The 23,082-nt window shown below is 34.1% G+C and carries 21 protein-coding genes and 1 tRNA gene; 16 read left to right on the plus strand and 6 right to left on the minus strand.

Features of this window, described 5'->3' with window-relative positions:
* The first annotated feature begins 46 nt into the window (after positions 1-46).
* From hisS to Z053_RS0121225, 6 genes are all read left to right on the plus strand, one after another.
* The gene (gene hisS / locus Z053_RS0121195; protein WP_025666975.1) at positions 47-1,417 is read left to right on the plus strand and encodes a histidine--tRNA ligase; all 1,371 of its coding nucleotides are present in this window, start codon (positions 47-49) and stop codon (positions 1,415-1,417) included.
* A gap of 90 nt (positions 1,418-1,507) precedes the next feature.
* Positions 1,508-1,990: a hypothetical protein gene (locus tag Z053_RS0121200; protein ID WP_152538361.1), complete on the plus strand. Its 483-nt coding sequence runs from the start codon at positions 1,508-1,510 to the stop codon at positions 1,988-1,990.
* 297 nt (positions 1,991-2,287) lie between these two features.
* Positions 2,288-2,464: a hypothetical protein gene (locus tag Z053_RS31630; RefSeq protein WP_160170131.1), complete on the plus strand. Its 177-nt coding sequence runs from the start codon at positions 2,288-2,290 to the stop codon at positions 2,462-2,464.
* Between the two features lie 149 nt (positions 2,465-2,613).
* The gene (locus Z053_RS0121210; protein WP_035096518.1) at positions 2,614-3,078 is read left to right on the plus strand and encodes a DUF3291 domain-containing protein; all 465 of its coding nucleotides are present in this window, start codon (positions 2,614-2,616) and stop codon (positions 3,076-3,078) included.
* Between the two features lie 55 nt (positions 3,079-3,133).
* Positions 3,134-4,024, plus strand: coding sequence for an AraC family transcriptional regulator (locus Z053_RS0121215; protein WP_025666979.1), 891 nt, complete (start codon positions 3,134-3,136; stop codon positions 4,022-4,024).
* Between the two features lie 460 nt (positions 4,025-4,484).
* The gene (locus Z053_RS0121225) at positions 4,485-7,424 is read left to right on the plus strand and encodes a VWA domain-containing protein (protein ID WP_025666980.1); all 2,940 of its coding nucleotides are present in this window, start codon (positions 4,485-4,487) and stop codon (positions 7,422-7,424) included.
* Positions 7,425-7,879: 455 nt separating this feature from the next.
* Here Z053_RS0121225 and Z053_RS0121230 read toward each other — a convergent pair.
* Positions 7,880-7,953, minus strand: a tRNA-Met gene (locus Z053_RS0121230).
* A gap of 199 nt (positions 7,954-8,152) precedes the next feature.
* On the opposite strand from Z053_RS0121230, the gene Z053_RS0121235 reads away from it, so the two are divergent.
* Positions 8,153-8,545 carry an START-like domain-containing protein gene (locus Z053_RS0121235; RefSeq protein WP_025666981.1) on the plus strand — a complete coding sequence of 131 codons (393 nt, stop codon included), beginning with the start codon at positions 8,153-8,155 and terminating at the stop codon, positions 8,543-8,545.
* A gap of 62 nt (positions 8,546-8,607) precedes the next feature.
* On the plus strand, positions 8,608-9,456 hold the full coding sequence (locus tag Z053_RS0121240) for an aminotransferase class IV (RefSeq protein WP_025666982.1): 849 nt from the start codon (positions 8,608-8,610) through the stop codon (positions 9,454-9,456).
* Here the strand turns inward: Z053_RS0121240 and Z053_RS0121245 are convergent.
* The 5 genes from Z053_RS0121245 to Z053_RS0121265 form a co-directional block, all read right to left on the minus strand.
* Positions 9,453-10,013, minus strand: a complete 561-nt coding sequence (locus tag Z053_RS0121245; protein ID WP_025666983.1) for a YqgE/AlgH family protein — start codon at positions 10,011-10,013, stop codon at positions 9,453-9,455. The genes Z053_RS0121240 and Z053_RS0121245 overlap by 4 nt on opposite strands.
* 133 nt (positions 10,014-10,146) lie before the next feature.
* Positions 10,147-10,419: an HU family DNA-binding protein gene (locus tag Z053_RS0121250; RefSeq protein WP_024769076.1), complete on the minus strand. Its 273-nt coding sequence runs from the start codon at positions 10,417-10,419 to the stop codon at positions 10,147-10,149.
* A gap of 187 nt (positions 10,420-10,606) precedes the next feature.
* Positions 10,607-11,554 (minus strand): methionyl-tRNA formyltransferase, encoded by a 948-nt coding sequence (fmt, locus tag Z053_RS0121255; RefSeq protein ID WP_025666984.1) that lies wholly within the window; start codon positions 11,552-11,554, stop codon positions 10,607-10,609.
* On the minus strand, positions 11,554-13,461 hold the full coding sequence (locus tag Z053_RS0121260; RefSeq protein WP_025666985.1) for a RecQ family ATP-dependent DNA helicase: 1,908 nt from the start codon (positions 13,459-13,461) through the stop codon (positions 11,554-11,556). The genes fmt and Z053_RS0121260 overlap by 1 nt, the downstream gene beginning before the upstream one ends.
* A 1-nt stretch (position 13,462) precedes the next feature.
* Positions 13,463-14,020 (minus strand): AAA family ATPase, encoded by a 558-nt coding sequence (locus Z053_RS0121265; RefSeq protein ID WP_025666986.1) that lies wholly within the window; start codon positions 14,018-14,020, stop codon positions 13,463-13,465.
* 338 nt (positions 14,021-14,358) lie between these two features.
* Between Z053_RS0121265 and Z053_RS0121270 the strand changes: the two genes are divergently transcribed.
* The 8 genes from Z053_RS0121270 (at position 14,359) to murA (ending at position 22,976) form a co-directional block, all read left to right on the plus strand.
* Positions 14,359-15,633 carry a PepSY-associated TM helix domain-containing protein gene (locus Z053_RS0121270; protein WP_160170132.1) on the plus strand — a complete coding sequence of 425 codons (1,275 nt, stop codon included), beginning with the start codon at positions 14,359-14,361 and terminating at the stop codon, positions 15,631-15,633.
* Between the two features lie 283 nt (positions 15,634-15,916).
* A complete protein-coding gene (locus tag Z053_RS0121275) occupies positions 15,917-16,378 on the plus strand; it encodes a (2Fe-2S)-binding protein (RefSeq protein ID WP_025666988.1) in 462 nt (153 codons plus the stop codon).
* Positions 16,379-16,398: 20 nt separating this feature from the next.
* Complete coding sequence (locus Z053_RS0121280) at positions 16,399-18,564, plus strand: xanthine dehydrogenase family protein molybdopterin-binding subunit (protein ID WP_025666989.1); 2,166 nt, start codon at positions 16,399-16,401, stop codon at positions 18,562-18,564.
* A gap of 7 nt (positions 18,565-18,571) precedes the next feature.
* Complete coding sequence (locus Z053_RS0121285; RefSeq protein WP_025666990.1) at positions 18,572-19,627, plus strand: XdhC family protein; 1,056 nt, start codon at positions 18,572-18,574, stop codon at positions 19,625-19,627.
* Entirely contained in the window at positions 19,605-20,222 is a 618-nt protein-coding gene (locus Z053_RS0121290; protein WP_025666991.1) for a nucleotidyltransferase family protein, read from the plus strand. Before Z053_RS0121285 ends, Z053_RS0121290 begins: the two co-directional genes overlap by 23 nt.
* Positions 20,223-20,311: 89 nt before the next feature.
* Positions 20,312-20,596, plus strand: a complete 285-nt coding sequence (locus tag Z053_RS0121295; RefSeq protein ID WP_025666992.1) for a DUF493 family protein — start codon at positions 20,312-20,314, stop codon at positions 20,594-20,596.
* 370 nt (positions 20,597-20,966) lie between these two features.
* Positions 20,967-21,614 carry a DUF4290 domain-containing protein gene (locus Z053_RS0121300; RefSeq protein ID WP_025666993.1) on the plus strand — a complete coding sequence of 216 codons (648 nt, stop codon included), beginning with the start codon at positions 20,967-20,969 and terminating at the stop codon, positions 21,612-21,614.
* A gap of 45 nt (positions 21,615-21,659) precedes the next feature.
* On the plus strand, positions 21,660-22,976 hold the full coding sequence (gene murA, locus Z053_RS0121305) for a UDP-N-acetylglucosamine 1-carboxyvinyltransferase (protein ID WP_025666994.1): 1,317 nt from the start codon (positions 21,660-21,662) through the stop codon (positions 22,974-22,976).
* Positions 22,977-23,082: the final 106 nt, after the last annotated feature.

Genomic DNA, 23,082 nt, shown 5'->3' on the forward strand with positions numbered 1-23,082 from the left:
AAACACTGTGATATATCTTCTATCGGCTCTTAATAAAAACTAGATAATGGCACAAAAACCATCAATACCAAAAGGAACACGTGACTTTTCTCCCATAGAAGTGGCTAAGAGAAGTTATATTATGAATGTTATAAAATCACAGTTTCAATTATTTGGTTTTCATCCTATCGAAACTCCTAGTTTTGAGAATAGTGATACTTTGATGGGCAAATATGGAGAAGAAGGAGATCGATTGATTTTTAAAATATTAAATAGTGGTGATTACCTAAATAAAGTGGATGAAGTTTTATATTCATCTAAGAATAGTACTAAAATAACTACCAAGATCAGCGAAAAAGCGCTTCGTTATGATCTTACGGTACCATTTGCACGTTATGTTGTGCAACACCAAAATGAAATTGATTTTCCGTTTAAGAGATATCAAATGCAGCCGGTATGGAGGGCAGACAGACCGCAAAAAGGACGTTTTAGAGAATTTTATCAATGTGATGCAGATGTGGTAGGAAGTACTTCTTTATGGCAAGAAGTTGATTTTGTTAAACTATATGATTCGGTTTTTACCAAATTAAAACTTGAAGGAGTAACCATTAAAATTAATAATCGTAAAATCCTATCTGGTATTGCAGAAGTAATAGGGGCAAGCGATAAATTAATTGATTTTACAGTTGCCCTGGATAAACTTGATAAAATTGGTGAAGATGGAGTAAAAAAGGAGATGTTAAATAAAGGGATTTCTGAAACTGCTATAGAAAGCGTAAAACCACTTTTCAATTTTACAGGAACAACTTCAGAAAAGCTAGATAAATTGCGAAATATGTTGGCTTCTTCTGAAGAAGGAATGCAAGGAGTAGAAGAATTACAATTTATAATTAATGCTTTTAAGGAGATTCCTTTGGAGACTGCAACTTTAGATCTTGATGTTACCCTGGCAAGAGGATTAAATTATTATACAGGGGCTATTTTTGAAGTATCGGCACCAGATACTGTAAAAATGGGATCTATTGGAGGAGGAGGTCGATATGACGATCTAACGGGAATTTTTGGACTAAAAAATATAAGTGGTGTAGGGATTTCTTTTGGTTTGGATAGAATTTATCTTGTTCTTGAAGAATTAGGATTGTTTCCAAAAACTGTTGCTCCTTCGACCAAAGTACTATTCATAAATTTTGGAGAAGAAGAAGCATTTTATTGCTTAAAAACAGTTAATGTGCTTAGAAATGATGACATAATTGCTGAGCTATATCCCGATAATGCCAAAATGAAAAAACAAATGGGGTATGCGAATAAAAGAGCGATACCTTATGTCGTACTTGCAGGATCTTCTGAGATGAATAATAATACATTTACGGTCAAGGATATGCAATCCGGAACTCAAAAAGAAATGGATTTAAAGGAGTTAAAAGAGCTTTTACGATAATTTTTTTCTTATTTTTAAGAAATAAAATACTAAATTAACGTTACTACTTATAACATTAATTTAACTATATATTGTCTTAAAACTAGAATTATGAAAACCCCTATTTTGTCCATTTTACTTTGTATGATGCTATTATCTGTAGTTTCTTGTAAAAAAGATCCTAAAACAGATACCATAGATCCTGTAGAAATCCCTAGAGGTGATACCTCTAATTTTATCGAAGAAACTGAAGAAGAAAAAAAACCTGTAGTTAAAAAGAAGAAAAAAGCGACTAAAGATAAAACGACTACAAAAGATGATAATACACTACACATACCAGGAATTTTTGATACTACAGATAACTCTTATTCTAAAAAGTATATAAAAGATTATGAACGATATGTGGCAAACTATAAGAAAGCTGTAGAAGCAAATGATATGGATTCTTTTCTTAAACTAAGTGATGCAAGTGATGATCTTAGTAAGCAATATAATCGTCTTATGAATATACTTCCAGGCGAGGAAATACAAAAACTAAGTGAATATATGCAAGTTAAATCAGAACAACTTGCAGAACTATCTTCTAAAATGTAACTTCTTAAATTCAGTGTTTTCAAAAAGGGAATAAGTAATCTCCATTTCTCTTTTGACTCATAATATAACCTATTAAAAAAACAAAATTGTTAGGTGTAAAGAATTAAATAAAATTCTTTACACCTAACTTTTATATTCAATTTTAACAATATTGTTTATGTTGTGTCCTTTTGATTCTAATTTCTAAACATAACCAATACTTTAAATAATCTGATTTTTTTACTGAATTTATTTGTTATTGATGTAATATACCGTGCGAATTGGCTAATCAAGGGAAATAAGATGCTAAAGTTGGTTTTGAAGAAAACCAAAGATATCGAATATCCAGAAGGAGATATTAAAGTACTAAAACGGAAAAATGCATCAAAAGTGTTTTCTATGTATCAAAATGATACCCCAGAAAGAGATATTGTAAAGTTTATAGAAATACGATTGGCAGATGTATTTCATAAACTATTAAAAGAAGAAAATTAGTGTATACTACTATTTAGGTTTTATTTTATGATTTAAAGAAAGAATTCTGTAAAAAGTACAGAAACAACCGTATTCTTTATACACATATATAAACTGCCTATCTCTAATTTTGAATATTAATACTGACAATACAGTAAAAAATTAAAATTATGAGTACAAAGTATATTGCAGAAATTAATATTGCCAAAATGAAAGCTCCGCTGGATTCTCCTTTACTAAAAGAATTCGTAGATTTTCTGGAGCCAATTAATAAACTAGCCGATGAGAGTGCAGGATTTGTGTGGAGATTGAAGGATGAGGATGGCAGTTCTGCCGCAAATATAGAATCTCCTTTAGAAGATGATATGATGCTCATTAATATGTCTGTTTGGGAAGATCTTAGATCTCTTAAAGATTTTGCCTATGGCACTGTGCATAGCTATTTTGTAAGGGATGGTAGAAAATGGTTCGAAAGAATGAAGAGTCCACATATGGTACTATGGTGGGTAGATAGTGATCATATACCAACAACAGAAGAAGCCTTATCTAAATTGAGACATATAGAAGAATATGGACCAACTTCTGATGCATTTAATTTTAAAAAAGTTTTTAATAGCATAGGAGAAGAAATTTAAGATTATGATATTATGCTTATATTGATAGAAAGAATAAAGTAATTAACCTGGATACATGAGGCCTGTAAAAGCAATAGAAAAGGTGCCAAATTATCATTTGTATGGTAATAAGATAGAAGGCGAAGTTGCCTCATTTTTTAATATGAGACGCTTAGAAGAATTATCCAACGGCGTTAATAATGTAGTACATCACCCTCATCGACACTTTAATCTCTTTCAAATCATATGGGTAACCCATGGTCGTGGAAACATTATGATAGATGAAAAAATGTATGAAATGAAGAAGGGAACACTATTTTATATTCACCCCGGTGTAGTTCATGCATGCGAAAATTCTAACGACTTTAAAGGGTTTGTACTACACTTTTCTCCAGATGTTTTGCTATCGCAAATCGGAGCTAATACCAGTTTTGAAATTATAAATGCTGCCATACATAATACATTTTTAGCAGTACGAACTAATGAAGAAGAAAAAGCAATTAGTAGTAGTATTATAGAACTGTGGAAAGAATTTACCAATGATTATGTAGAGAAAGATCAGATTATTAAAAATCATCTTAATATTTTGATGATCCATATTCAACGGCAGATGCATAATGATCAGGATTTTGGAGTTAGCACATCGGGAAATATGATTGTAAAATCTTTTAGAGCGTTAATCGAACAAGAGTATAAAAAAGAAAGAAGCGTTAGCTACTATGCTTTGTTATTACATATCACACCAACTTATCTAAACGATACAGTAAAGAAATCAACAGGAAAAACAGCAGGAGAATTGATTAGAGAACGTGTCATTTTAGAAGCTAAACGACTTTTGATTTTTGGTAGACAAAGTATATCTGAGATTGCTTTTGAGTTACACTTTGAAGATTCTGCCTATTTCTGGAAGTTTTTTAAGAAATATGTATCTATTTCTCCAAAATCTTTTAGAGAACAATATAAATGATTAATAGTATGTGTTTTCTGAATCAACATCTCCACCATCTGCTACAAAATTATGTTCTAGTGCCAGACCGATATTATTGTATCAAGGATTCTCATCAATTAAGCAGTTTTTTTGTTAAAAATGCTATATCTATTCCGCGATCTTTCATTTCTTCGAGATACGCTTCTCTTCTATAATTGAATGTTAGGAGATATATGTTATGTAAGTGTGTAGTCTCAGAAATCTTATTGGAAATTTCCATACAAAACATACCGAAAATCCCCCATAAAAAACAGGTAAATCCCCCTTGTGTTATTATTATCAACGGATTAACTTTATTACTGGTTTTTATTAAAACTACAAGTTATAGTTGACTATATTTTCTTGGTTTAAATAATAGTTATAATGAATATATGTGGAAAATTTATATTCATACATTCTCACAACAAGCATCAAATAGAAAACCTTAAAACCTAAAATTATGTCTCACAATATTGGTACTCTCGTTGAAATTGCATCTATTGGTATTGGTCCAGATCATGCGAATTCTTCCTTTAATTTTTCACATACGCCTGCACCTGGTCAACCCACTCGTTTTGTGATCCTTCATTTTAAGAATGCCTTTTTTCCACCTGGTAACCGTTTAGAAGTGAATTTGGGCTATGATACCGATGTTTTTAATGAGTCCAATGGGTCTGAATTTTGGACCAGACCAATCAACGTTAATGCTCTCCCAGAAGGCAACATTCCGATTAACTATATAGAAGACGGATCTTCCAGTGGTGGGGTGGAGCTGGGAGGCTATGGAAGAGGACATCGTACTGGAGGTAATGAACTTTGTACCTTTACCAATGCGGATATTTTTCTGCATACTGATCCATATGATAAACCTGTTTATGACACTTATTGGATTTGTGGAGGGAATGCCTCCACTTGTATATCCGATCCGAAATGGAAAAATTTTAATGCATTGCCTGCTGGGCTGCGTAAGACTATAGGACAGGCAGCTTGTATGATTGTTTCTGCGCATGGTGATCATTTATCCACCTGTTCAGCTACATTGGTGGCAGAGGATTTGGTCTTTTCTGCTGGGCACTGTTTTTCCGTACTTAATGCTCCTTCTCCTCTTGATCCGTTCAGTGTATTGACAGCATCGATTGTTTTTAATTACCAAACCAATGCTGATGGATTAAAACCAGAAGAATATAGTCCTAAGATTTTCAAGGTAGTAGAAGTAGTAGAATATGGTTATGATGGAGGCAATGATTTTGTGTTGTTACGGATTGATATTTCCAAAGGAAATACGGGTATTACTCCATTATCCATGAGAACTGACCTTCCTTCTTTTGGGGAAGAGGTCTTTGTAGTGCATCATCCAAATGGAGCAGTGAAAAAGTTCTCGCCAAGAGATGCTGATTTTTTGACCATTTCGGGAGTAACGAGTAGTAGTATCAGTGTTGATCTGGATGTGGCGGGGGGAAGTTCTGGTTCTGGTTTGTATGATAAATTTGGAAACGTGATTGGTACACTGTCTTCTGGTCAAAGAAGGGATTCAGAGGGGAGTTGTAGTAACTACCTTGGCTATTTTCCAACAGCGACCATGTTAAATCTAATAGGTACTACTCCACCGCCACCTGCAGTTGACCGAGATGTAATGATCGTTTTGGATCGTTCTGGCTCTATGTCGCAGAATGCTTCCACTGGTCAACCAAAAATCGAAGAAGCGAGGGATGCAGTTTCACTATTTGTTTCTATGATCGAACAAGAAGAAGGACATCGAGTAGGCTTAGTTTCTTTTAACAACATTTCCTCTAGGGATCATGAGTTAAAACCAAATACGGATTTGAATGTGGAAACATTGATCGGGCCTGCACCTCACTCAATGGGAATCGTAGGAAGGTTAATACCAAGTGGATCAACCACTATTGGAGGTGGATTGGATTTGGCGTTGAGTCAATTCTCTGGTTCAGATACAAAGGATGAAGTGATTCTGTTGCTGACCGATGGCATGGAAAACACCCCGCCCATGATAGAAGATATCGAATCAAGGATAGGGGACAGAAGGCTCTGCATTGTAGGGTACGGTGACGAATCGAATCTGAATGGACCATTGTTAGCACGGTTGGCCATTTTGAATGATGGTAGTTATACTGTTGCACAAGACGAATTATCCTTGAAAAAGTTCTTTGCCAGTTGCTTTGGTGACATTTTTGAAGCGGGCTTCTTGATGGATCCTGATTTTGAAATGCCTCGAACTGTAGAGAAAGCTGAACCATTGCTATTTACTGTTTGTGGTGAAGAGGCCGTTACGGTTGTTTTAGGATGGGATAAAGCAGAGTCTTTGCTGGTTTTCAATATGGAAACACCTTCTGGTGCAATCGTCCCATTTGAGAATCCTAACGTGACAAGGGGAAGAGGCCGTACTTGGGCTTTTGTGAAAATAAAGTTGCCTATAAATGCTGAACAAGATGGTGTTTGGAAAGTAAATGTTTTCCGTCCTTCTGGGGGCGATATTCCGCTACCAGTCATTGACCTGAAATACTTTGTCAATATTGTAGCCAAAGGTGGTCCTTCCCTCAAATTGATGGCCGATCGCAAGCGGTACTATACAGGTAATGACTACAATCCCTTAGTGCGATTATTTTATCCAAACAATATTTCTCCAGCTCATACTAAGGTGAAATTGGAAGTGAAAAGGCCGAAACAGAGTTTGGGTAATATCTTGAAAGAAAATGGGCTTAAACAAAATATTCAAGTGTCGGGTGATACCGTACCACCTGTTTATTCAACTTTGGCCGCTATTAAAAATCAAAACAATGGTCAATTGGTAGATTATGAAACGTTAAATTTTGAACTTTTCGACGATGGCAGACATGACGATGGTGCTATGGAGCCTGACGGGATCTTTGGTAGTCCATTAAAAGATCTTTTCAATGCAGAAGGGTTATATTCTTTTAGAGCGATTGCAACTTTTGGACATAATTGCGAGGCAACAAGAGAGCTGGTATGGTCGATTTATACCGATTCCAAAGTTGATGAAAACAATACGAATATTGACTCGATTAATAGGGGAGACGATGGTAATGGAAAACAGGACTGGATCGTAACCATTATACCAAAAGACCCATACAATAATTTCTTAGGACCAGGACGATTAGATGTATTGGGTGTGAAAGGGACTTTTGGTACATATGTTACTAGTGGAGTGAAAGATAATGGTGATGGGACTTACAGTGTGAATGTAAAAGTTGATCCTACAAAAACAGAAGAACCAAGTATTTTGATTCAACAACCAGGAAGTGATCCAGTGGTATTTTGTAAGCCTAAGAAAGCGGTTGAGCAAGTAAAATCAAGATACTTGATTTGGTTGTGGCTATTGATATTGATTCTGATAATAATAATAATAGTATTAATAATATAGTCTATTGCTTATTTTTGTTTAACATAAAGTTATGTTGATAAAATAATTAACATTGATTATCAGATGTTTAAAGGAGTAGGTGGTAATTTTCCGTAATAACTTTTGTAAATGAGAAAGTAGCCATTTATGCATAGAAGAGCGCTCAATCTATTGCCACATCCTTCACATAGGAAAGGAGGTAGTTCTGGCTTTAAGCCTATACGTTTGGAACATTAATTACAAAATTCAACCATAGATGATGAATAAGAAGCATAAAAATACAAAGCATGAATGCTTTAGGAAACCCTCTATTCTTCCGATGAAAAATGTGTAAAACGTTAAGTAATCACTGAAATTTATGTGATTTAGTATGAAACATTCTATGAATATTCATCAGAAAAAAGAAGAAAAATAGTATTTGTTAGATAAATAAAAAAAGCCGACTCGTTAAAATCAGCTTTCCTTTGTTAATCCTGTAGCGAGAGGGGGGCACGATCCCCCGACCTCCGGGTTATGAATCCGACGCTCTAACCAACTGAGCTACCTCGCCATCTTCCTTTATTTCTATGTAACCAAACCATTAAAAAAGGTCTGATATATTAGAATACTTTTTACAGTACTGCTAAGGAGGGTGCAAATATAAAAACAAAATAGAATGACACAAACAATAATGCATAATTAATTTTTTTTTCAATGTACTTTTAAAGTCGGTAATTAATCTATATATTGGCTTACCAACAATTAATGATATGTCTGAAAAAACTAAATATGAACTTGAATTTGTGGTACAGTCATCACCGCAACTATTATATCAATATATATCTACACCTTCGGGACTCTCAGAGTGGTTTGCAGATAATGTAAACTCCAGAGGAGAGTTGTTTACATTTATCTGGGATGATTCTGAAGAAGATGCAAAACTTTTAAGTAAAAAAAGTGGTGAACGGGTAAAGTTTAGATGGGTAGAAGATGAAGATGATGGAAATGATTACTTCTTTGAAATGCGTATTCAGGTTGATGAAATAACCAAGGATGTTTCTCTTATGGTTACCGATTATTCTGAAGAGGATGAAATGGATGAAAATAAAATGCTATGGGATAATATGATTGGAAACCTAAAACATGTATTAGGTTCGGCATAATTCTTCTTTTTATAATACAAATCTTTATACCCCATAAACATTAAAATTTATGGGAATTTTTTATGGTTAATATCAACGGAAATTTACTAGAAGATCATAAAGCAGTATTGGCTATTGATAATAGAGGGTATGCATACGGAGATGCTTTATTTGAAACTATCAGAGTTAATTCTGGAACTATTTTATTTTGGGAAGATCATTATTTTCGGCTAATGGCTTCGATGCGTATTCTTAGAATGCAAATCCCTATGTCATTTACTCCAGAATTTTTGGAAAAGGAAATTATCGATCTTATCACTGCAAATGAGTTAATGAATGCTTCGGTAAGGATAAAAATAATGGTAAATAGGGTAGCTGGCGGGTTATATACGCCCGCTTCTAGTGATATAGAATACAATATATTGGTTTCTCAATTACAATCTAACTTTTATACGATTTCTGATCAGAAGTATGAAGTTACTCTGTTTAAAGACCATTATGTAAGTACAGATATGCTGTCTACTCTAAAATCAACAAATAAACTGGTTAATGTTCTTGGTGGGATTTTTGCCAGGGAAAATGGTTTTGATAATTGTTTGCTGATCAATTCTGACAAAATGGTTATAGAAGCTTTAAATGGAAACTTATTTCTTGTAAAGGGCAATACGATAAAAACGCCTCCAATAACAGATGGGTGTCTAAAAGGTATATTAAGAACTCAATTGTTAAGAATTCTTGAGAAATTACCAGAATATCAATTAGAGGAAGCTTCTATTTCTCCTTTTGAGTTACAAAAAGCAGATGAATTATTTGTTACTAATGTAATTACAGGAATTTTACCCATTACCAAGTTTAGAAAAAAGGAGTATACTTCTAAGACGAGTAAGAGATTATTAGGGATATTAAATACCAGGATAAGATTAGGAAATTAATTGTAAGTAGGATTCTCTGGAGCGTTAGACCAAAGGACATATTCTCCTCCTAGTTCTATCATTTTTTCTTTCCAGAAAGTATCACAGGATTTTCCGAAAATATTCTTTTTGTAACTGTTTTCGACAATTACCCATGAGTTGGCTTCAAGTTCCTGGTTAAGTTGCTTAGAATCCCACCCAGAATAACCTAGGAAAAATCTGATTTCATTTGGAGTGATTTTATCTTCAACAATAAGTCTGGAGACAATAGAAAAATCTCCTCCCCAATAAATACCACCAGATATTTCTACACTGTTAGGAATTAGATCAGGAACTTTGTGTATAAAATACAGGTTATCTTGTTCAACCGGGCCGCCATTATAAATCTTAAATTCCATTTCAATTTCAGGAACCAGATCAGCAAGGAAATACTCAAGAGGTTTGTTCATTATAAAACCAATAGACCCTTGCTCACTATGATCCGCCAAAAGAACAACCGAACGATTAAAAGACACATCTCCTATAATAGATGGCTCAGCGATTAATAAATGTCCTTTTGATGGTTGTAGTGATATCATACTAACAATTTTACTTATCTTAAATCTAAATAATTATTTCTAATAATCAAAGGAGTTAGGTGTTTTTTGCCAAAAAATCATAAAAAAAACTCCCAATTTTGGGAGCTTTTAGATAATATCGAAAACGAACTGATTAGTTTACCGAACTTGATAAATCAGCACCAGCCTTAAACTTAACAACGTTTTTAGCAGCGATTTTAATAGTCTTACCAGTTTGTGGATTTCTACCTTCTCTTGCAGCTCTTCTAGAAACTGACCAAGATCCAAATCCTACTAAAGAAACACGTCCTCCTTTTTTAAGAGTACCTTCAACGTTTCCTAAGAAAGATTCTAAGGCTTTTTTAGCCGCTGCTTTAGTAATTCCAGCGTCAGCTGCCATTGCATCGATTAATTCTGTTTTGTTCATAATTCTGTTTTTAAATTAATTGTTGGTTAAACCAATCTTTTATGTTAAACGCTTTACAAATTTATACGGATTTATGATTCATGCAAGGATTGGCCCAGTAAATACAGGGATTTGTTGATAACTCAATGCGATTGTTAATAACCAATGTTGTTTTAGATAGATTTTTAAACCCTATACTACATAGGGGCTAACACATTTTTGCATCTCTGTAAAAGACATAACCATTCAACAATGCTTTTGACTCCATTGCTTTTTTACCAGGGAGTTGAAGTTTTTTCAATATAATGTACCCGTTTTTTACGGCTACTTTGATTGTAGAATCTTCAATAATAATTTTACCTATATCAAAGGTATGGGCTTCTTCGATAGGTTGAGCATCGTATACCTTTATGTTTTCAGACACTCCTTTATTATACAATTCACACCAGGCGGCAGGATAAGGACTTAGTCCTCTAATCAGGTTATGAATAGTATATAGATCGTCTTTCCAATTAATTTTGGTGTTCTCACGATTTAGCTTATATGCCGTTTTAAAAGTACTGTCTTTGGGTTGAGGGTTTACCGTTACCGAATCATTTTCTATTGCTTTTATGGTATCTAATACCAAATCAGCACCTTTTTCCATTAATTTATCATGTAGTATTCCCGCCGTATCATCATTTTTTATTTCAACTTCTTTCTGAAAAATAAGATGACCAGTATCTATTTTTTCATCAATGAAGAAAGTCGTAATTCCGGTTTTTTGCTCTCCATTAATAACAGCCCAGTTAATTGGTGCCGCACCTCTATAATCCGGAAGCAGAGATGCATGTAAATTAAAAGTACCATACTCTGGCATATCCCAAACTACTTTAGGGAGCATTCTAAAAGCAACAACTATATTAAGATTAGCGTCCAAAGCTCTTAACTCTTCAATAAATCCTTCATCTTTTAGATTTGTTGGTTGAAGAACTTTTAGATTTTTGGATAGTGCATATTCCTTAACAGCAGATGCTTTAAGTTTTCTACCTCTTCCCGCTGGTCTATCAGGAGCAGTAATAACACCAACGACATGATACTTGTTTTCTATTATGGTTTTTAGGGTTTCAACGGCAAAATCCGGTGTCCCCATAAACAGGATTCGTAAGTCTCTCATTATTTTTGTGCTAATTGATAGTGATTATCGTGATTGATCCTTATAATTTGATGTTCGTTCATTTCCCGTAACACTCGTAAGGTTAATTTTTCGGGATATGCTAACTGTGCCAGTAAATCTCTTGAAGATAAGTTTTTTCTTTCTAAAAGTCTTATAATATCCTTTTGTATTTTATTAAGATCTATTGGTGTAGTATTGTTTTTTTTGGTAATACAAAAACTACATATGCCACAATCTGTAGTTTCTTTTTCTCCAAAATAATGAAGTAACTGCCTGCTTTTGCATTTCGTATTATTTTCTGTAAATCTTAATATCGCTTCTACCTTCTTTACTTTTGAAGTATTTTGCTTTATTAAATGGTGCTTAATACTATTGATAGTATGATCATCTTCACGTGGCAATAAGAAGATGATTTCTGCATCAGAAATTTTGTATATAAATTCTACTAATTCGGCTTCGTGTAGTTTATGTAATACAGTAACAACTTCTGATTCGGGTTTTCCTACTTTAGAAGCAATCAAAGGTAGATTAATTGTTACTTTTTCGTCAAAAATACCGCCATATGTTCTTAGGATAGCCTTGGTAATTAGTTGGTATTCTTTATTGTTTTCAAGGAACTCTAAAAGGTGATTTCCGGTTGTAAGAATATGAACACTACTTTTTTTGGTATATCGTTGCATAAATCTAATTACACCACAACGATCTAAAAATTGTAATGTATTATAGGTAATGAGTGTATTTAGCTCATACGTTTTGCAAAATGTATTGAATTCAAAATTATGAACGGTCTGTTCACCTTCACCATATGATATTTGAAAATAGTTACATAGTTTTCTATAGACTAGTTTTACTTCATCTATATCCGGCAATACTTTTATAAATTGATTGTGTAACCTCTGATTATCATTCGTGTTTTTTAAAAGATAGGCAAAAGATGGTTTGCCATCACGACCAGCTCTGCCTGCTTCCTGAAAATAGCTTTCTATACTTTCTGGAATCGTATAATGAATTACTGTGCGTACATTGGGCTTATCGATCCCCATACCAAAGGCATTTGTAGCAACCATTACTCTAATTTCTTCTTTTAACCACTGGTTAAATCGTTTGGTTTTTTCTTGTGCATCTACGCCACCATGATAGTATGTTGCTAAATAACCACTTGTATTAAGAAAATCACTCAATTCAACTGCAGATTTTCTATTTCGAACATAAACGATCGAAGTTCCCGGGTATTTATCTAAAACCTGAGTGAGTTTATACTTTTTGTCGATTACATTTTCTACCCTATACCCAAGATTAGGTCTAAAAAATGATTGTTTAAGTATTTTGGGTTGAAAAAGATCGAGTTCTGCCACAATATCATCTACTACTTCTTTGGTGGCAGAAGCGGTTAGTGCAATAACAGGTACCGCGGGATGTATTTTTCTCAGCACTTCTATTTTTTTATAAGAGGGCCTAAAGTCATTTCCCCATTGCGAAATACAGTGCGCTTCATCTACTGCAATAAGATTAATATTCATTTGCTTTAATCGTTCCTGTACAATGTCTTGCTGAAGACGTTCTGGAGAAAGATAAAGGAATTTATAATTGCCATAAATACAATTATCGAGCAAAGTATCTAATTCTGAATATTTAATGCCACTAGGTAGTGCAATTGCTTTTATATTTTTTTGCTGAAGGTGTAATACCTGATCTTGCATTAATGCAATTAATGGAGAAATAACAATACAAATACCTTCCATTATTAGAGCAGGCACCTGAAAACAAATTGATTTCCCTCCACCAGTAGGGAGTAATGCAAAAGTATCTTCACCTTCCAGTACCGAAGCTATAATCTCTTCCTGCAATGGCTTAAAGCTATTGTATTTCCAATATTGCTGTAATATTTTAAGAGGAGATTTTAGCAATTTATTTTATGTTTTTGAGAATAAAATCATAACGTTCCTGTACAGTTCCAAAAGGCACTTCGATACAATCATAACCTAATTGGCTATAAGTTTCAAGCAGATGATGATGGATTTCTTTTGCTTGTTCAAAGCTTTCATAACGCTCATTGTCTGATATATAGATATCTTCCCACGGCGGCAGTAAAAAAACCTGATCATACATATGATTCTTACAAGCATTTATAAAATTGTCGTCGTATGATTGATCAAAATAGTTCATATAGGCCAAAACATCTGGTATACCTCTATCATAAAATGTAAGATCTTCTTTTTGGGATATGGCATCTTTAAATTGATCAACCCTTCCGTTAAGGATTTGTGTATTAAATTGATAGGGATCAGAGACAGAAATTATGGGATTAGAAACAATAGCCTTAGAGTCATTACTTTTTAATGCTTCCTGAGTCATACTTCGTATAATCTCATGAAAACAGAAAAATTTTGCTTCTTCAAGTTTATGGATAACCGAGGTCTTGCCTGTTCCCGGTGCTCCGGTAATTACAATTCTTTTCTTTCTCAAAGGAATAATTTTGATGCAAATTTCGGAATTATAAAAGGATTTTGAAAAGAAGTTGTTTAAAGTTTTCTATTCTAATAAACCGAAACACTTTGATGTGTAGTAAGGTAATTGCAGAAATTAGATATAAAAAATTATATTTTCTATGTATTAAGGTAAAACTGATTATTATACACTCTGAATAACATCTATGTCTCGATGAAATACAAATATTCAGTTTTTTACAAGATATCGAGGTAGATATTCAATTTGAAGGAGTAATCGAGTTATTCAGCAAAAAGATTTCATACAAAGAATATGATTGTCTTACTTTAATGCTAAACATAGTATATTATACAAACGTGAAAAAGAAGTTATTTTTATTACATGGATGGATTGGGAGACAACTAGGACTGCTTTTTTTTATAATATGTTTTTCAGGAACAATCTCAACTGTTAGTCATGAGTTAGATTGGTTAATACAATCAGATTATAGAGCCACACCACAATCGACTTATATCTCGAGAAATGTTATTTCAAATAATTTTGCAAAGACATATCCAAAAGCCAAAATAACTTATTGGATACGACATGATGAACCTTACCTATGTGATTTATTGTATAAAGAAGAGAATGAGAAACTTTCGTTTGTATTTGCAAACCCTTATACGGGAGAAATTCAGGGAGAGACAAGTCTTACGGCTCAACTCTATCTAAGAGATTTGCATTATTACCTTTTTATACCTTTTCAAATTGGAAATTACATCGTTTTACTTTTTGGATTTCTTATCCTTGTTTCTGTAGTCTCAGCACTTTATTTTTATAAATCCTGGTGGAAGAAATTTTTTGTACTCGATGTAAAAAATGGAGGAAACAAGTTTAGTAGAAGTTCGCACAGGTTCGTTGGCTTATGGGCTATTCCTTTTATCTTTCTTATTGTGATTATTAATAGCTGGTATTTTATAGAACGCACAAATATTGCAGGTATTAAACCACTGGTAAATCCTAAGCATATAAAATTAGATATCCTCAATTATCAAAATAAGAAGAAGAGTTTGTTCCCTTTTAATATAGATTATGATAAGGCAGTTAAGATTGCAGAAAAAGCTATTCCTCATTTTAAAGTAAAAAACATTTCTCCTGCTATTGATTCTACAGAAACAATATATGTAATGGGAAATAGTAATGTCCCATTAGTTAGGCAAAGGGCTAACCGCGTATATATTAATCCATATAACTATAAAATAGAACATATTCAAAATGCAGCAAAGAGCAGTACTATTATGTGGATTAATGATATAGCAGATCCTTTGCATTTTGGATATTGGGGTGGGATAACAACCAAAATAATTTGGTTCATTTTGGGGTTAATTATCTCAATCTTGATACTTTCTGGTATTTATATCTCTTTAAAAAGGAAGCATCGATCAAAACAGAAAAGTAGGATTGAAAAAATATTTCTAAATGTTAGTAATACATTAGTTATTTGTTGCGTGTTTTACTTTATGCTGAAACGATTACATACAAGATATGAAGCTACTGTTTTGGCTCATTTTGTGGTTTTCATTTCCTGGGCTCTATTATTTGCTTTATGGTATTATGTGTTAGTTTACAGTATCAGAAAAACCAGGAGCTAAAAAACTAAATCGATAAGGTTATTTTAGATAGTGTAGTAAGCATCAGAACTAAAATAAATGGATTTTACTACAACCAGGTTTTATATGAACAAAAAGACAGTATATAAGATATTAATAAAAGCAGATATTATCTATTTAATTCGATTTTCGGGAATCATAATTAATTTGTAATGATCTGTTAAAGTTGAATCAACATAGTGAATTTTTAGTAACTTCAATAGCAATTGATACGCATTTGCTTTATTTAGACTAGTTAAACACAAATCTTTAAAAATTAAAACTCATGCCTGTTTATAATTTAAAAATTAATGGTCAATCTCATAGTGTCGAGGCTGATCAGGATACTCCTCTTTTATGGATATTAAGAGATCACCTTGATATGGTTGGCACCAAATTTGGCTGTGGTATAGGTCAATGTGGTGCATGTACCATACATGTAGATGGTTCTGCTAACAGAAGCTGCTTACTTCAGGTTTCTATGGTAGAAAATATGGAAATTACTACAATCGAAGGCTTATCTGAAGATGCTTCACATCCTGTTCAACAAGCCTGGAAAGAAGTAGATGTACCACAATGCGGATACTGCCAGGCGGGGCAAATGATGTCTGCCGCTGCTTTCTTACAGCAAAATGCAAACCCTAATAAATCAGAAATCAGGGATGCAATGAGTGGCAATATATGTAGATGCGCTTCGTACAACAGAATAGAAGAAGCTGTAGAAGTTGCTGCCAGTAAAATGAGTTAACCCTTTTAAATTTTAAACGTATGAAAGATAATGTATCACCTTCATTTAGCAGAAGGTCATTTATAAAAACATCGGCATTGGCTGGTGGCGGAATGTTAATTGGGTTTAATTTATTTCAGGCATGTAAACCTGAAGCGAAACCACCTGTTGATATACCGATCGATATTTCTCAATTAAACTTCAATGATTTTAATGCCTTTATCAAAATAGCCGATAACGGTATGGTAACTATCTTCTCTCCAAATCCAGAAATAGGTCAGGGGGTTAAAACATCTATGCCAATGCTTATTGCAGAAGAGCTTGATGTATCATGGGATAATGTTCATGTAGCGCAAGGGGCATTAGACACCAAAAATTTTACACGACAAGTAGCCGGAGGAAGCCAATCCTTAAGGCAAGGATGGGAACCTCTACGCCAAACGGGAGCTACAGCAAGACAGATGTTAATTAATGCAGCCGCAGCCAAATGGGGAGTGGATGCTTCAGAATGTAAAACAGAAAACGGAGTAATTATCAATGCCAATGGTGATAAACTTGGATACGGAGATGTAGTGAAAGAAGCAGCAGCTCTTGAAGTTCCAGAAAATATAACACTAAAAGACCCTAAAGATTTTAAAATCATAGGAAAAAATATTTCTAATGTAGATGTAGATAAGATTATTGTTGGAAAACCTCTTTACGGAATGGATTATAAAGAGGAAGGAATGGCATATGTATCAGTATTAAGACCTCCTGCTTTTGGAAAAAAACTGGTTGATTTTGATGATACTGCAGTTAGAGCTATTTCGGGAGTACATGATGTAGTTAAGTTTGGTGATAAAATTGCAGTCCTGGCAAAAGATACTTGGACAGCAATGAAAGGAAAAAAGGCATTGAAAGCTAATTGGACTTCGGATTCAAAATTAGAAAATACAGAAGATCATGATAAAATACTGATGGATCTTCTTAATGGAAAGGAGTTTAATACACTACGTGCCGATGGAGATGTAAAAAAAGCATTTACTCAGGCAGATCAGGTGATCGAGAGAACTTATGAGTCACCATTCTTACCTCATAATTGTATGGAACCGATGAACTTCTTTGCAGATGTTACTCCAGAAAAAATTCGTTTGGTTGGCCCTATACAAACACCAGCAGGTACAGCACGTAGAGTTGCTAATTTGTTAGAGCGTGATCCAGAAGATGTTTCTGTAGAAATGACCAGAATGGGAGGAGGTTTTGGAAGACGGCTCTATGGTGATTTTGCTTTGGAAGCAGCAGAAATATCAAAAATTGCCCAAAAACCAGTTAAAGTAGTATATTCTAGAGAAGATGATATGTCTGCAGGGATATATCGTCCGGCAATAAAATATAAAATTAGTGCATCAATTAAAGATGGTAAAATTAGTGGATATCACCTTAAAGAAGCCTCTGTAAATTCGAATATGTATGGGTTAATCCCTAATTTTTTTCCAGCTGGAGCTATTGAAAATTACCAGGTAGATGTTGCCAATTATAATAGTAAAATTACAACAGGAGCCTGGAGAGCTCCGTATACTAATTTCTTGTCTTTTGCAGAACAAAGCTTCTTTGATGAATTAGCAGAGTTACTAGAAATTGACCGTATTCAACTTCGCTTAGACTTACTACAGAAAGTAAAAGGAACTACAGATGATAGAATCCAGTATTCTCCAGAACGATTAGAGAAAGTAATAAAAGTAGCTGTAGATAAATCCGGATGGGGAAAAGCAAAAGAAGGAACGTACCAGGGGTTTAGTGCATATTATTGCCATAATACTCATGTAGCAGAAGTAGCAGATGTAGTATTAGAGAATGATATACCTGTGGTAAAAAAAGTAACTTGTGTGGTAGATTGCGGAATCGTAGTGAACCCACTCGGAGCCAAAAACCAGATCGAGGGTGGAGTTATTGATGGTGTTGGCCATGCGATGTATGGTGATTTTTCATTTAAAGATGGAGTACCGCAAGACAAGAATTTTAATACTTATCGTTTAATTCGTATTAATGAAACTCCTGTGGTCGAAACACACTTTATAGAAAGCGATATCGCCCCAACAGGGTTAGGAGAACCCACATTACCTCCTGCAGGAGCAGCTGTAGCAAATGCAATTAAGGCAGCAAAAGGGATACGATTGTATAAGCAACCTTTTATTAAAAACATGAACTCCAAAGCACCATTGGGATAGTACGTTTATGACACACGAATTCAAAGAAATAATAGCATCTTATCATAAAGCCAAACAGCAGGAGATACCTGCTGTTATGGCTACAGTAGTAGATGTAGAAGGATCTTCTTATAGAAGACCAGGAGTGGGTATGCTTATTCTTCAAAATGGAAAAATGACAGGTGCCGTAAGTGGGGGATGTGTTGAAAAAGAAGTGTTACGACAAGCACAATCTGTTTTCGTTTCCGGGAAACCTAAAATGATGACCTACGATGGTAAATATAGGCTGGGATGCGAAGGACTATTGTATATTTTGATTGAAACTTTTGATATTAGTACTATTGAGATTGCGACAATACAAAGGCATTTAAAATCCAGAGTACCGTTTGAAATTAAATCATGGTACTCAAAAACAGAACAGGAAATCTCTACTATGGGGTCTATTGTTCAATTTAAAGGAGATGAGGCATTTTGTTTTTCGCAAGATACCAAGCCAGATGATTATTTAGAGAGTTTTGTGAGGGAAATGCAACCTTGTTTCAGATTAATAATTATTGGTACAGAGCACGATGCAGTGCAGTTATGCAAACTGGCATCAACTACTGGCTGGGAAGTAGATATTGTAGGTTCACCACAACATTCTAAAAAACTTGAAGATTTTCCGGGAGCAAAAGAGATAATTCATAGTGCTCCAGAAGATTTGAGTATAGATCATATAGATGATCAGACAGCTATTATTCTAATGTCTCATAATTTTGCCAAAGATTTATTATATCTTCAGGCGTTAAAAGAAACCAGTCCGGTGTATATCGGCTTATTGGGACCCGCGCAGCGTAGGGAAAAATTATTGTCTGCTTTTATAGAGTATTTTCCAGAGGTTACCGATGGATTTCTCGATGCTATTCATGGTCCTGCTGGTTTAAATCTGGGGGCAGAAACTCCTCAGGAAATAGCTATTTCTATAATTGCTGAAATATTGTCTGTGATCAGAGGCCAAAATCCGATACCATTGCAGGAGAAGAAAGGAGCGATTCATGATGATCCTAAAAGGAAAAAAATAAATGCCATTCCTACCAAAACCTAAAATAGCACAACTTATCCTGGCAGCAGGTTCCTCTAGTAGAATGGGAGAACCAAAACAGGTATTGCCATGGCACAATACTACATTGATTGGTCACGCTATACAGAGGGCACTGCTACTACAAGAAACATCAATCTATGTGGTTTTGGGAGCACATTATGATACTGTATATAAAGAGATTTGCCATTTTCCTGTTACTATACTCAGAAATACAGAATGGCAATCGGGAATGGGATCTACAATACGTTCTGGAATTAAGGCTATACAACAAGACAAATTGTCGTATGACGGAGTGTTAATTTCATTGGTAGATCAACCACTATTAGATACAGTTCATTTTAATGCATTAATCACTCAATTTAGTAAAGAACCAAGTGTTATTACCGCTACAGATTTGGGCTCTGGTATTGGGGTCCCTGCAATTATTCCATCTAAATATTTCTATGAGTTATTGCAATTACAGGCAGATTTTGGTGCACGATACATTATTAAAAAACATATAGATCATATAAATACAGTTGATGCTCTTGACAAAGGAGTAGATATTGATACGATAGCACAATATCATGCTATGATAAAAAGCAATTTTTCTTCTTAAAAAAAGCAAAAGGAGTTTCTAGTATAACTTCGTTTTTATAAATCGTAAGATGTATCTTTGGCCTAAATTTTGATTTGATACATGTTACTATGAAAGACCCTGAAGAATTTTATAAAAAATTAAAAGAGCAGTTGGCAGATACATCACTATGGCCAACTTCATATTTATATAAATTTATTGTACCTACAAATACAGAAAAGATTGAACAGATCGAATCAATTTTTGATAACCTGGGTTCGGTAATTCAAACAAAACAATCTAAAAATGGTAAATATACTAGTGTATCTATCAATGTTAGAATGAAAAATCCAGATCAGGTGATTGCTAAATATAAAGAAGTTGCCGAAAAAGTAGAAGGGGTAATTTCATTGTAATACTTAGGTTGTACCAGATATTGTAAAGAGGTAATTTCATTGTAATACTTAGGTTGTACCAGATATTGTAAAGAGGTAAAACAACCGATTTATAGGTAGGTATAAAAGTTGAGATGACTTTATTACCTGTTTTTGTTTGTTAAATACCATTGATTAATAAATAAAATATAGTATTGACAGTAGCTTACTTATTTTATTTTAGTATTTTGCGAAACGAATTATAGAATAGTCCGAAAAGTAATCAATTGTCAAACTGAATCTAAAGAGGTTATACATAATTACTTATAAATAGTTTTCAAGAGCTTATATTCACAACAAACTTACATATTGATTTTTTAGGCTATCTCTACGCAATTTTCACATACATTTTATGGATATATATAATATAGAATACAATACCGAGCGCGAAAAGCTCATTATCCCAGAATATGGTCGTCATATGCAGAAAATGATAAACCATACGGTTACTATCGAAGATCGTGAAGAACGTAATAAGGTTGCAAAGTCGATTATAGCAGTAATGGGTAATCTGCAGCCGCATTTACGAGATGTACCTGAGTTTCAGCATAAATTATGGGATCAGTTGTTTATAATGAGTGATTTTAAATTAGATGTAGATACTCCTTTTCCTGTATTGACTAAAGAAAAATTGCAGGAAAGACCAGAACCTCTTAAATATCCTCAGAATTTTCCGAAATATCGCTTTTACGGAAACAATATTAAGCGAATGATAGATGTCGCAAATAGTTGGGAAGATGGAGATTTAAAAAATGCACTTACTTTAACGATTGCTAATCACATGAAAAAATGCTATCTGAACTGGAATAAAGATACAGTAGAAGATAGTGTTATTTTTAACCATTTGTTTGAATTGAGTGATGGTAAGATCGATCTTAAAGGAAGCAATGAAGATCTTACGGACTCCTCTAATCTGATGAGAGGAAAAAAGAAAAAACACAATTCTAATAATAGCGGTAAAAAGAATTACCGAAACAATCGTGGTAAAAAACGCTATTAAAATTAATTAACTACCAATTACTAACCGCTAACGACTAACGATTACATGGGTACTTTTCAGATAGAAGGAGGGCATCAGCTCAAAGGGGAAATTACACCTCAGGGCGCCAAAAATGAAGCCTTACAAATTCTTTGCGCAGTATTATTAACACCAGAAGAAGTTATAATTTCTAATATTCCTGATATACGAGATGTAAATAAATTAATAGACATTCTCAGAAATTTAGGAGTGAAAATTCAAAAATTAGGAAAAGGAAAATACTCTTTTAAGAGTGATGAACTTAATTTAGAATACCTGGAGAGTGAACAGTTTAAGAAAGAAGGAAGTGGTCTTAGAGGTTCTATTATGATTGTTGGACCTTTGTTAGCAAGGTTTGGTAAAGGATATATTCCTCGCCCGGGAGGTGATAAAATAGGAAGAAGACGTTTGGATACCCACTTTGAAGGGTTTATTAATCTTGGTGCAGAATTTAGATATAATAAAGAAGAACGTTTTTATGGTGTCGAGGCACCAGAAGGTTTAACAGGTACCTATATGTTACTTGATGAAGCTTCGGTAACCGGTACTGCAAATATTGTAATGGCAGCTGTACTTGCCAAAGGTACAACTACAATTTATAATGCAGCCTGCGAACCTTATTTACAGCAGTTATGTAAGATGCTTAATGCTATGGGAGCAAAAATCTCTGGTGTGGGCTCTAATTTGTTAGTGATTGATGGAGTTAAAGCTTTAGGTGGATGTGAACACCGTGTACTACCTGATATGATCGAGATTGGATCATGGATAGGATTAGCTGCTATGACAAAAAGTGAAATTACTATTAAAAATGTAAGCTGGGAAAACCTGGGATTGATCCCAAACACATTTAGAAAATTAGGAATTACCCTGGAGCGGGTAGGGGATGATATTTATATCCCTGCACATACGAATGGATACCAGATCGAAAGTTATATTGATGGTTCATTTATGACCATTGCAGATGCTCCATGGCCTGGATTTACCCCCGATTTATTGAGTATCGTTTTGGTTATAGCTACTCAAGCAAGAGGAGAAGTAATGGTGCACCAAAAAATGTTCGAGAGTCGTTTATTCTTTGTAGATAAGCTTATTGATATGGGGGCAAAAATTATTTTATGTGACCCGCATAGAGCTACAATTATTGGTCATGATTTTCAGTCTACATTAAAAGCAACTACAATGGTGTCTCCCGATATTAGAGCTGGAATATCATTATTAATTGCTGCATTAAGTGCTAAGGGAACATCAACTATTCATAATATCGAACAAATTGATCGTGGATATGAAAATATTGACGAACGCCTTAGAGCAATAGGAGCTAAGATTATTAGGGTTGAGGTGTAATATATGCGTGTTTTTGATGTAAGAGATTAGATAACTAGCTGCAGACCTTTGATTCATATGTCATTTCTTATGGTTTGAACGATTGCATAAAGGCCAAAAAAGAATT

It is taken from the genome of Aquimarina megaterium XH134 (genome assembly GCF_000520975.1).
GTDB classification, from domain to species: Bacteria; Bacteroidota; Bacteroidia; order Flavobacteriales; family Flavobacteriaceae; genus Aquimarina; species Aquimarina megaterium.

Bases quoted from the DNA above. Each gene is read 5' to 3' on its own strand.
- hisS (WP_025666975.1), top strand. From the start codon at position 47: ATGGCACAAAAACCATCAATACCAAAAGGAACACGTGACTTTTCTCCC.
- Z053_RS0121200 (WP_152538361.1), top strand. From the start codon at position 1,508: ATGAAAACCCCTATTTTGTCCATTTTACTTTGTATGATGCTATTATCT.
- Z053_RS0121210 (WP_035096518.1), top strand. From the start codon at position 2,614: ATGAGTACAAAGTATATTGCAGAAATTAATATTGCCAAAATGAAAGCT.
- Z053_RS0121215 (WP_025666979.1), top strand. From the start codon at position 3,134: ATGAGGCCTGTAAAAGCAATAGAAAAGGTGCCAAATTATCATTTGTAT.
- Z053_RS0121225 (WP_025666980.1), top strand. From the start codon at position 4,485: ATGTCTCACAATATTGGTACTCTCGTTGAAATTGCATCTATTGGTATT.
- Z053_RS0121235 (WP_025666981.1), top strand. From the start codon at position 8,153: ATGTCTGAAAAAACTAAATATGAACTTGAATTTGTGGTACAGTCATCA.
- Z053_RS0121240 (WP_025666982.1), top strand. From the start codon at position 8,608: ATGGTTAATATCAACGGAAATTTACTAGAAGATCATAAAGCAGTATTG.
- Z053_RS0121245 (WP_025666983.1), bottom strand. From the start codon at position 10,013: ATGATATCACTACAACCATCAAAAGGACATTTATTAATCGCTGAGCCA.
- Z053_RS0121250 (WP_024769076.1), bottom strand. From the start codon at position 10,419: ATGAACAAAACAGAATTAATCGATGCAATGGCAGCTGACGCTGGAATT.
- fmt (WP_025666984.1), bottom strand. From the start codon at position 11,554: ATGAGAGACTTACGAATCCTGTTTATGGGGACACCGGATTTTGCCGTT.
- Z053_RS0121275 (WP_025666988.1), top strand. From the start codon at position 15,917: ATGCCTGTTTATAATTTAAAAATTAATGGTCAATCTCATAGTGTCGAG.
- Z053_RS0121280 (WP_025666989.1), top strand. From the start codon at position 16,399: ATGAAAGATAATGTATCACCTTCATTTAGCAGAAGGTCATTTATAAAA.
- Z053_RS0121285 (WP_025666990.1), top strand. From the start codon at position 18,572: ATGACACACGAATTCAAAGAAATAATAGCATCTTATCATAAAGCCAAA.
- Z053_RS0121290 (WP_025666991.1), top strand. From the start codon at position 19,605: ATGCCATTCCTACCAAAACCTAAAATAGCACAACTTATCCTGGCAGCA.
- Z053_RS0121295 (WP_025666992.1), top strand. From the start codon at position 20,312: ATGAAAGACCCTGAAGAATTTTATAAAAAATTAAAAGAGCAGTTGGCA.
- Z053_RS0121300 (WP_025666993.1), top strand. From the start codon at position 20,967: ATGGATATATATAATATAGAATACAATACCGAGCGCGAAAAGCTCATT.
- murA (WP_025666994.1), top strand. From the start codon at position 21,660: ATGGGTACTTTTCAGATAGAAGGAGGGCATCAGCTCAAAGGGGAAATT.